The sequence below is a fragment of the Bacillota bacterium genome (genome assembly GCA_040754675.1).
Lineage (GTDB): Bacteria > Bacillota > Limnochordia > Limnochordales > Geochordaceae > Geochorda.
Genome location: JBFMCJ010000120.1, coordinates 1 through 9,650, shown reverse-complemented (window position 1 = coordinate 9,650; position 9,650 = coordinate 1). Strand labels below are relative to the sequence as shown.

The window sequence follows — 9,650 nt, the reverse complement described above, 5'->3', positions numbered from 1 at the left end:
CGCGATGACGGCGAAGGTGCTGGCCAGCACCAGCGGGTTCTCCGTAAGCGAGAGCCCCAGCACGTACTTCGTATAGAACGGAATGGCCGCCATGATGACGGCGAACGTTAGCTGGACGGAGAAGCTGGTGAGGGCGAAGGTGACGAAAGAGAAGTTGGCCAGCGTGGAACGCACAGCGGGAATGAGGGGAAGCGCCTGGGTTTGCGAGAACCGCGGATCTTCGCGCGCGCCCAGGACGGAGGCCGCCAGGCTCAGGCCGCCGATCGCGCCGAACACCAGTCCCATCTGCTCCCAGCCGAGCACGCCGGCCACGGTGGACCCCAGCGCCACGCCCAGCACCAGCCCGACCAGCGCCCAAGCCGATCGCATGGCGGAGACGGCCGAACGCTCCTTCAGTTCGGGGAACATTTCGGGGAACAGCGACGTCCAGTTGAGCACCACCATCGTGTAGAGAAAGTCGTACACACAGATGGCGGCCAGGAAGTACCAGACAAGCGATCCCGACGCCGCTTCGCGGATGGGGGCGGGGGGTGCCCACAACAGGTAAAACGAGGCCACCAGCGGGAGCCAGCCCCAGATGATGTACGGGATGCGCCGCCCGAAGCGGCTTCGGGTGCCGTCCGAGATGAAGCCGAGCAGCGGGTCGTTGATGGCGTTCCAGATGCTCCAGATCACCATCATCTTCGCGATGGCCGCGGCAGGCGTCTTGAGGACGTCCACGTAGTAGAAGACGATGTACGTCGTGACGGCGTTGTTCAGGAGCCCCGCACCCAGGGAGCCGAGGCTGTACACCGCCTTGCGTGAGGTTCCCACGCTGCCCACGCCCTCCCCACCTCAGGTTCCGCGCCGGGTATTCGCTGCGGGAGCAGCGCGGTCCTGGCAGGACCAGGTACCGGCCGCCCTGGGACTTGCCATGGCGTTCCAGTTATGGTTCACTGTAGGTGCCTCGCGCCGCCGCCGGCCGGCCGATGCCCGCATCTTGGGGGTTGTGAGTCCGTGCGTCTGGCAACGCAGAAGCTGCGGCAGCAACTGAGCGCAGTCCTGGACCGAATCGTACGTACCGACGAGCGCGTCCAGGTGCAGCGGTGGGGCCGCCCCGCCGCCGCACTGGTGGGGCTGCACGACTTCCGCCGGCTTCAGGTGCTGAAGCGGCGCCGCCCTGCCACTTCCTCGACGAAGTAACGGTGGATGCGAAGATCCGCCGTTAGCTCCGGGTGGAACGTGGCGCCGAGCACCCTGTCCTGCTGCACCAGCACAGGCTCGTCACCCAGCACCCCCAGCAGCCGAACGGCCGCCCCGGTGGACGCAATGCGCGGCGCCCGGATGAAGACGCCGGGAAAAGGCCCGCCTGCGGCGAGCGGCGGCTGCAGCGCAACGGGCGCTTCGAAGCTGGCCACCTGGCGCCCGTAAGCGTTGCGTGCGACGGTCACGTCGAGCACGGCCAGGCCCGGACCCGGTGTCCGGGCCTGCTCAACCGTCACGCCGGGCTCGGGCTGGTCGACGATGTGCCGTGCAAGCAGGATGAGGCCGGCGCACGTCCCGAACAGCGCCATCCCTTCGTCGCGCGCCTGCCGCACCGCCTGCAACAGCCCGCTTGCCATCAGCCTCCGGAAGGTGGTGCTTTCGCCCCCCGGAAGGATGAGGCCGTCCAGGCCTTCCAGGTGTTCGGGACGGCGCACCTGCCGGACGTCCACTTCCAGCCGCCGCAGCGTGGCGACGTGTTCTTGCACCGAACCCTGCAGGGCCAGCACGCCGACGCGAGGGCGGCTCATCGTGCCCATGCTACCACCCCCGGTCCTGCAGGCGCTCGGCGGCGCTCAACGCCGCAGCCGTGCGGCCCTGCATGGCCTCGCCCAGGTTCCTCGAGACGCGCGCCAGGACCTCCGGCTCGTTGTAGTGGGCGACGGCCTCGACGATGGCGCGGGCACGCGCCGGCGGATCGGATGACTTGAAGATGCCCGACCCGACGAAGACGCCGTCGGCCCCGAGCTGCATCATGAGGGCAGCATCGGCGGGGGTCGCGATCCCGCCGGCGGCGAAGTTGACGACGGGCAGGCGACCTTCGCCGGCGACCCGGGTCACGAGTTCGTACGGGGCGCCCAGCTCCTTGGCCCTGGCCATCAGCTCCTCGGGCCCGAGAGCGGCCAGCTCCCGGATCTGGCGGGTGATGCGGCGCATGTGGCGGACGGCCTCCACCACGTCGCCGGTGCCGGCCTCCCCCTTGGTGCGGATCATGGCGGCGCCTTCGCCGATGCGCCGGAGCGCCTCCCCCAGGTCCCGGGCGCCGCAGACGAAGGGTACCGTGAAGGCGTGCTTGTCGATGTGGTGTTCTTCGTCGGCGGGCGTCAGCACCTCGCTTTCGTCGATGAAGTCGATCCCGAGAGCCTGGAGGATCTGGGCCTCCACGAAATGGCCGATGCGAACCTTGGCCATGACCGGGATCGTGACGGCCTGCTTGATCGCCTCGATGACGGCGGGATCGGCCATGCGTGCCACCCCGCCTGCGGCCCGGATGTCGGCCGGCACGCGCTCCAGGGCCATCACCGCCACCGCACCGGCCTCCTCGGCAATGCGGGCCTGGTCGGGGGTGGTGACGTCCATGATCACGCCGCCTTTGAGCATGCGCGCCAGGCCGGCCTTGACCGTCCAGGTGCCGGTCTGGGGCTGAGCGCCGCCAGAAAGGCCTGCGCCCGAGGTGTCCGACGCCAGAGTATTCGTGCGGGGAACTCCCACGGCACTGCCTCCTGTCGCGCCGCCGGGACGGGGCCATCCAGGGAGACTGAACCGGGGAGAAGAGGAGAAAGGGAGAGGTAGCCCTCGCCGGGCTACACCGCTCTTGCCGCCTTCTCCCATTCGGACTCTACCGTCGGCGCCGGATTCTCACCGGCTCCACCGCTGAGGCTGGCGGGCTCGTCCTCCGTTTTGTACGGAGGCATCACCGCCGGTCGGGAATCGGGAGCGTCTCCCTCACCCTGCCCCGAAGGCGCTATGATGGATTTGTCAACATTCCATATTCGAACGCTTCCGGAAAGACTCCTCTTGCCAGGCCCCATGGATGCGCCGCGCTCCGCCGCCGAGCGGGGTCGTGGGTGCGAGGAGGAGGCCGTATGCGAGCCTGGGCGCTTCACCAGCCATCTGACGCCGAACGCGAGCCCCTGAAGCTCGAGGAGCGCCCGCTGCCCCAGCCGGGCCCGGGCGAGTTGCGGCTGCGCGTCGCGGCCTGCGGCGTCTGCCACACCGACCTTCACACGGTCGAGGGGGAGCTTCCGCCGGTCCGGCTGCCGGTCGTGCCGGGCCACCAGGTGGTGGCAACTGTCGAGGCACTCGGCGAGGGCGCTGAAGCATGGCTCCCGGCGGGCGTCCGGACCGGCAGCCGGGTGGGCGTCCCCTGGCTTTTCCGGGCATGCGGACGGTGCGAGTACTGCCTGGAGGGCAAGGAGAACCTGTGCGAGCGCCCCCAGTTCACGGGCTACCATGCCGACGGGGGATACGCCGAATACATGGTGGCGCCGGCGGAGTCGGTGTTGCCGCTGCCCGACCGCTACTCGGACATCGAGGCGGCGCCGCTGCTGTGCGCCGGGATCATCGGCTACCGCTCGCTCAAGGTGGCCAAAGTGGAGCCCGGGCAGCGCCTGGCTTTGCTGGGGTTCGGGGCGTCTGCGCACCTGACGCTGCAGGTGGCCGTCGCGTGGGGGTGCGAAGTTCTCGTCTTCTCGCGGCAGGAGCGCCACCGGGAGCTGGCGCGCCGCCTCGGCGCCGTCTGGGCGGGAGAAGCCGGAGAGCGCCCGCCCTTCCAGGTGCATGCGGCCATCTCGTTTGCGCCGGTCGGATCGCTCATCCCTACAGGCTTGAGCGTTCTTCGAAAAGGTGGGACGCTTGCCATCAACGCCGTCCACCTCGACCGCGTGCCGGAGTTCAAATACCCGCTCATTTACGGCGAACGCCGCCTCGCAAGCGTGGCCAACACCACCCGCGCCGACGGGCGTGAGTTCATGGCTCTGGCCGCACGCCTGCCGCTGAAGGTGCACGCCCAACCGGTACCCTTCGAGGAGGCGAACCGCGCTCTCGTACGCCTCAAGCGGGCCGACGTCGAGGGAGCGCTGGTGCTGAAGATCGGGGAGAGCCGATGATTATCGCCAGCGTCGGCCACGGGTCGCGCTCGCAGCCGGAGATGGCGGCCCTGCTGCGAAGCCGCGGGATCACCTGCGTCGTGGACGTCCGGCGCTTTCCCACGAGCCGCCTTCACCCTCACTTCGCGGCGGGCGCCATGCGCGAGTGGCTGGCACAGGCCGGCGTCACGTACATTGAGATGGGGGAGAGCCTGGGGGGATTCCGCACGGGCGGGTACGAGGCCTGGATGACCACGCCGGCGTTTGCCTCCGGGCTCGCGCGCCTCGAGCAGCTCGCCCGGGAGGAGCAGCAGCGTGGGGGCCTGCTGGCGTTCATGTGCAGCGAGCGCCTGCCATGGCTGTGTCACCGGCGGTTCATCGGGCGGGCACTCGTCAGGCGAGGCTGGCAGGTGGTGCACGTCATCGACGAGCGCCGGGAGTGGCACCCCCGGGAGGACGGCGGCCCGTCGCTCTCGGAGGCTCCCAAACCACCGGTACGGAGTAGCGGATGACCACCTCCACGTCTTCGACCCAGAACCGCCGCTGGCCCACCCGCAGCGGCCCCGGCCCCAGGTGGTGCGTGCGCGAGCGTCTCTCCACGCCAAGGATGCGGATACGATAGGGATCGTCCCTGTACCGGCCCACTCTGCCTGCCCCCGGTCAAGATCCTATGGAGGCCTCGCCGGCTGCGTGCATCGGCGGGCGGTCAGGCGCAAGGAGCGCCTCCAGGGCGACCGCGGCCCGGATCAGGTCCACCTCTCTCCCCCACCGCGCCACCATCTGGACGCCCACGGGAAGCCCGTCCGCCGTCGTGCCCACCGGGATGGTCAGGGCAGGCAGCCCCGTGATGTTAAACGGACCGGTGAACCGGGTCAGCGCCCGCTGGATCGGTTCGACGGCGCCCTCGACCTCGACAAGCCGGGTGCCCAGCGGCGGCGCCGGGACGGGCATGGCAGGAAGCACCAGGACGTCAACGTGCCGGAACACCTCGCCCATCTTGTCGCTGAGCTGCCGGCGCATCCGCTGGCCCTGCAGGTAGTCGACCGCCGTCAGGAACTCCCCGATCTTCAGACGGATCCGCACGTCGTGGCCGAAGTCGTCCCACCGCTGGCGCAGCCGCTCCCGGTGCACGGAGGCCGCCTCGGCCTGGATGATGGCGAACTGGGCGACGCGCAGGTGGCCAGGCGGCGGCAGATCCACCACGCCAACGCCGGCACCGGCGCCCGCGAGCCGCCCGTACACCCGCGCCATACCCTCCCGAATCGAGGCCTCCACCGGTCCCTCCCAGTCCGGGTCGGGGCGGCCGAAGCGCAGGCCGTCGAGGGCCGCGCGAGCCAGCCCCTCCCTGGTTGCACCGCTATGTTGGCCACCATCCAGGTTAGCGAGTTCGACGACGGCCCTGAGGGGCGCCGGCAGTGCCGCCCCCGGCCCCGCCCCGCTCCCCGGTTCACCGGGGTCGACGAGCGCGTGCGCGAGGCCCAACTCCTCCTGAGCCGGGCTGTCGGCCATCACGGCCAGCATCACGGCCAGATCCGCCGCTGCCCGAGCGACGGGGCCCACGTGATCGAGGCTCCAGGAGAGGGGGAAAACCCCCTCGCGCGAGACGCGGCCGTACGTTGGCTTCAGCCCGGCCACCCCACAGGCAGCGGCCGGTATGCGAATCGAGCCGCCGGTGTCCGTGCCCACGGCTCCGGGGACGATGCCGGCTGCGACCGCCGCAGCCGACCCCCCGCTCGACCCCCCTGCAATATGGCCGTTGTGGCGAGGGTTTCGCACAGGGCCGAAGTGGGGGTTCTCGGAGGTGATTCCGTAGGCCAGTTCGTGGAGGTTGGTCGCCCCCAGGACGATGGCCCCTTGGACACGCAGGCGATGCACGGCGGCTGCGTCCCGCTTCGACGGGAGGCTGTCGAGCACCCGGGAGCCCCCCGTCATCGCGTACCCTTCAATCTCCATGAGGTCTTTGACCGCGAGGGGCACGCCGAAGAGAAGAGGCAGTCCCCCGGCTCCGCCGTTGCGCGCGGCGTCGCGAAGGGCGCGGGCAGCCTGCTGCGCCGCCTGGCGGGCCCGTTGTGGGAACAGCCCGATGAAGATGTGCAGCGACGCCAGTTGCTCGGCCGCCTCGAGCGCTTGGTTCACCAGATCCTCAGGAGACTGCTCGCCGCGCCGCAGAGCGCGCACCACTTCGACCAGGGTGGGGCCCGACGGCGGGAGGCCGCCCGGTGCACCGGGCGTTGCCTGCGCGGCCGGGGATGCCGCCTCACGGCTCGACGTCGCACCGGTGCGGTGCGTATCGCCGCCACCATCGACCCGAGTGCCGGCATCCAGTACGGGGGTAAACGCAGGCTCGACCGTCTCGGGGAGGGCGAGGGCGGCCAGCAGCTCAAGTTCTGCCAGGTGCTGCTCCAGGCGGCCGGCCCACTGCTCGATGCGGTCAACGTCCGCCGGCTCCCGCCGCAGGCGGGTCATGGCGGAGACGAGCTCGCGCAGTACCTCTTTGGACATGGCGCGCCACCTCTTCGAGCGAGTGGCATTTCGCCATGCGCCGCTCGTTCCCTTGCACGGGTGTGATAGACTCTTGCCGGGCGATCCATACCCTACCGTGTAGGCAATGACCGCACGGCCTGTTGAGGAGGCGCACCATGCGACTCGGCGCAGTCGTTGCTGAGGATCGAGATACGGTGGTTCCCCTTTCCGAAGGCCCCACCTGCGCCATCGTCGAAACCGATACGGGTGAGGTCACCTACCTGCCCAACCCGGCCGTCACGGCCCGAGGGGGCCGGCGCGCCGCCGTCACCCGGTTCTTCGTGGAGAGCGGCGTCGAGGCGGTGCTCTCGGTGCCGGGCACCTTCTGCGAACGCTCGCACCAGCTGGCACGCGACAGCGGTCTGCAATTCATCCCTGTCGAAGCCGGGACGCGCCTCGGGCAGTTGCTGGCCGACCCGGCAGCTTACCTCGGGCGGCGCACGGCATCCCTGTCGCCTTCGATGCTGCACCGCCACGACCACCCGCGAGGTGAACACGGGCACACGGGCTTCGACGCCCATGAAAGAGACGCGACGTAGCCCACCGCATCGCCCCCCGGGCATGCAACTGCGTGCCATTTGCAATTGGTTTTCTTCGGCACTATGATAGAAACTAAAATCTCGCGTGTCCGCGCCATTCTTGAGATCGGTATCACTTCGCGGGCACAAGCACATGCCGGGCAGGGGGGCTTGCAGTAACGCCATGTCCAGACCTATCGAGGCACTCCTGGAGGAGCGGCGCCGCTACCGGCCGCCTGAGGAGTTCACACGGCAGGCCAACGTGAAAGACCCCGGCGTCTACCGCCGCGCCGAGGAGGATTTTGAGGGGTTTTGGGCGAGCTTCGCCGAGGAGCTCCAGTGGTTTCGCAAGTGGGACCGGGTGCTGGAGTGGAAGCCGCCCGATGCCCGGTGGTTCACCGGCGGCAAGCTCAACGCTTCGGTCAACTGCGTGGATCGCCACATTCGAACGCCCCGCAAGAACAAGGCCGCTGTCATCTGGGAGGGGGAGCCGGGCGATACCCGGGTGCTGACCTACCAGGAGTTGTACCGGGAAGTCAACCGGTTCGCCAACGCGCTCAAGAGCCTCGGTGTCAAGAAAGGCGACCGCGTCACCCTCTACCTGCCCATGATCCCCGAACTGCCCATCGCCATGCTCGCCTGCGCCCGCATCGGGGCGCCGCACTCGGTGGTGTTCGGCGGCTTCAGCCCGACGGCGCTCGCGCAGCGCATCGGCGACTCGGGTTCAAAGGTGCTCATCACCTGCGACGAGTACTACCGGCGGGGCGAGCGCATCCCGCAGAAGCAGCGGGCCGACGAAGCCGTCCAGATGGCAGGCGGCGTCGACAAGGTGGTCGTCGTGCGGCGCACGGGCGCGGACGTACCGATGACGCCCGGACGCGACCTCTGGTGGCACGACCTGATGGCCCCGGCCCCGGCCTACTGCCCGCCGGAGGAGATGGACGCCGAGGACATGCTGTTCATGATGTACACGAGCGGCACCACGGGCAAGCCCAAGGGCGTCGTGCACACCACCGGCGGCTACCTGGTTGGCGTCTATGCCACCACCAAGTGGGTCTTCGACCTGAAGGAAGAGGATACGTACTGGTGCTCTGCCGACATCGGGTGGATAACCGGCCACTCTTACATTGTCTACGGGCCGCTCGCCAACGGCGCCAGCGTGGTCATGTACGAGGGCTCGCCAGACTGGCCTGACCGGGCCCGACTGTGGAGCATCGTAGAACGCTACGGCGTCAACATTTTCTACACGGCGCCCACCGCCATCCGGCAGTTCATGCAGTGGAGCGAAGAGTACCCGCGCCGCCATGACCTCTCCAGCCTGCGCCTGCTCGGCACCGTCGGCGAACCCATCAACCCTGAGGCGTGGGTCTGGTATCACCGGGTCATCGGCGGCGGGCGGTGCCCGATCGTGGACACCTGGTGGCAGACGGAGACCGGCATGATCATGATCACGCCGCTCCCGGGCATCACCGAGACCAAGCCGGGCTCGGCCACCCGGCCCTTCCCGGGGGTCGCGGCGGCCGTGCTGGACGAACAGGGCAACCCCGTGCCCCCGGGCGGCGGCGGGTATCTGGCGCTCCAGCGCCCGTGGCCGGCGATGCTGCGCACCATCTGGGGCGACCACGAGCGCTACGTCGCCCAGTACTGGTCCCGCTGGAACCGGGAGACCTATTACCCCGGCGACGGGGCGAAGTGGGACGAGGACGGCTACTTCTGGGTCCTGGGCCGGGTGGACGACGTCATGAACGTCGCCGGCCACCGCCTGTCCACCATGGAGATCGAAAGCGCCCTCGTGGAACACCCTGCGGTGGCCGAGGCGGCCGTCGTGGCCGCCAACCATTCCATCAAGGGGCAGGTGCCCGTCGCCTTCGTCATCCTCAAGGAGGGCTACTCGGGGTCAGACCACCTCGAGCGGGAACTGAAGGAGAAAGTCGCCCAGGTCATCAGCCCCATCGCCCGGCCCGACCGCATCGTCTTCACCCCCGACCTTCCCAAGACGCGCAGCGGCAAGATCATGCGCCGCCTCCTGCGGGACATCACCGAGGGGGTGCCGCTGGGCGACGTCACCACCCTGCGAAACCCGGAGGTCGCCGAACAGCTCAGGCAGATGTTCGGCGGCGCGGATCCCGTGCAGCGGGCCGCCTCCAGCTAAGGACCCAAGGCGCGGTCAAAGCCAAGGGGGGCCGCCGCTTCGACAGGGGCGGCCCCCCTTGCGTGTGCCGGGGGAAGCGCACGAGCCCCGGGCTATTCGACCACCGCGTTGGCTTCGATGACCCGCTGGTACCAGTGAGCGCTCTCTTTCCAGATGCGCTGCTGCGTCGGGTAATCCACGTAGAGGATGCCGAAGCGCTTGCTGTAGCCATAGGCCCACTCAAAGTTGTCCATCAGCGACCAGACGAAGTACCCCTGGACAGGCACGCCTTCGGCGATGACCCTCGAAACTTCCAGCAGGTGATCCCGCAGGTAGGCGATGCGTTCCGGGTCGTGCACGGCGCCGTCC

10 protein-coding genes and 1 riboswitch are annotated in these 9,650 nt (G+C 69.2%); of the genes, 5 read left to right on the top strand and 5 right to left on the bottom strand.

Features of this window, described 5'->3' with window-relative positions:
• Window positions 1-813: MFS transporter (locus AB1609_08835; GenBank protein ID MEW6046574.1), on the bottom strand; the 813-nt coding region annotated here is incomplete at its 3' end.
• Window positions 814-996: 183 nt separating this feature from the next.
• Here AB1609_08835 and AB1609_08830 point away from each other — a divergent pair.
• A complete protein-coding gene (locus tag AB1609_08830) occupies window positions 997-1,182 on the top strand; it encodes a type II toxin-antitoxin system prevent-host-death family antitoxin (protein ID MEW6046573.1) in 186 nt (61 codons plus the stop codon).
• Here the strand turns inward: AB1609_08830 and pdxT are convergent.
• Together pdxT and pdxS are read right to left on the bottom strand one after the other, a co-directional pair.
• Complete coding sequence (gene pdxT, locus AB1609_08825) at window positions 1,137-1,781, bottom strand: pyridoxal 5'-phosphate synthase glutaminase subunit PdxT (GenBank protein ID MEW6046572.1); 645 nt, start codon at window positions 1,779-1,781, stop codon at window positions 1,137-1,139. The two genes, AB1609_08830 and pdxT, sit on opposite strands and share 46 nt — an antisense overlap.
• Window position 1,782: 1 nt before the next feature.
• On the bottom strand, window positions 1,783-2,709 hold the full coding sequence (gene pdxS / locus AB1609_08820; GenBank protein MEW6046571.1) for a pyridoxal 5'-phosphate synthase lyase subunit PdxS: 927 nt from the start codon (window positions 2,707-2,709) through the stop codon (window positions 1,783-1,785).
• A 128-nt stretch (window positions 2,710-2,837) separates the two neighbouring features.
• Window positions 2,838-2,989, bottom strand: a riboswitch (FMN riboswitch).
• Between the two features lie 118 nt (window positions 2,990-3,107).
• Here pdxS and AB1609_08815 point away from each other — a divergent pair.
• Together AB1609_08815 and AB1609_08810 are read left to right on the top strand one after the other, a co-directional pair.
• Window positions 3,108-4,130, top strand: a complete 1,023-nt coding sequence (locus tag AB1609_08815; GenBank protein ID MEW6046570.1) for a zinc-dependent alcohol dehydrogenase family protein — start codon at window positions 3,108-3,110, stop codon at window positions 4,128-4,130.
• Window positions 4,127-4,621, top strand: a complete 495-nt coding sequence (locus AB1609_08810) for a DUF488 domain-containing protein (GenBank protein MEW6046569.1) — start codon at window positions 4,127-4,129, stop codon at window positions 4,619-4,621. The genes AB1609_08815 and AB1609_08810 overlap by 4 nt, the downstream gene beginning before the upstream one ends.
• 148 nt (window positions 4,622-4,769) lie before the next feature.
• Here the strand turns inward: AB1609_08810 and AB1609_08805 are convergent, their stop codons facing one another.
• Window positions 4,770-6,611: an amidase gene (locus AB1609_08805; GenBank protein MEW6046568.1), complete on the bottom strand. Its 1,842-nt coding sequence runs from the start codon at window positions 6,609-6,611 to the stop codon at window positions 4,770-4,772.
• A gap of 137 nt (window positions 6,612-6,748) precedes the next feature.
• On the opposite strand from AB1609_08805, the gene AB1609_08800 reads away from it, so the two are divergent.
• Together AB1609_08800 and acs are read left to right on the top strand one after the other, a co-directional pair.
• Window positions 6,749-7,171 (top strand): hypothetical protein, encoded by a 423-nt coding sequence (locus tag AB1609_08800; GenBank protein MEW6046567.1) that lies wholly within the window; start codon window positions 6,749-6,751, stop codon window positions 7,169-7,171.
• Between the two features lie 163 nt (window positions 7,172-7,334).
• A complete protein-coding gene (acs, locus tag AB1609_08795; protein MEW6046566.1) occupies window positions 7,335-9,302 on the top strand; it encodes an acetate--CoA ligase in 1,968 nt (655 codons plus the stop codon).
• Between the two features lie 92 nt (window positions 9,303-9,394).
• Here acs and AB1609_08790 read toward each other — a convergent pair.
• On the bottom strand, window positions 9,395-9,650 hold a 256-nt coding region (locus AB1609_08790; GenBank protein ID MEW6046565.1), incomplete at its 5' end, for a family 1 glycosylhydrolase.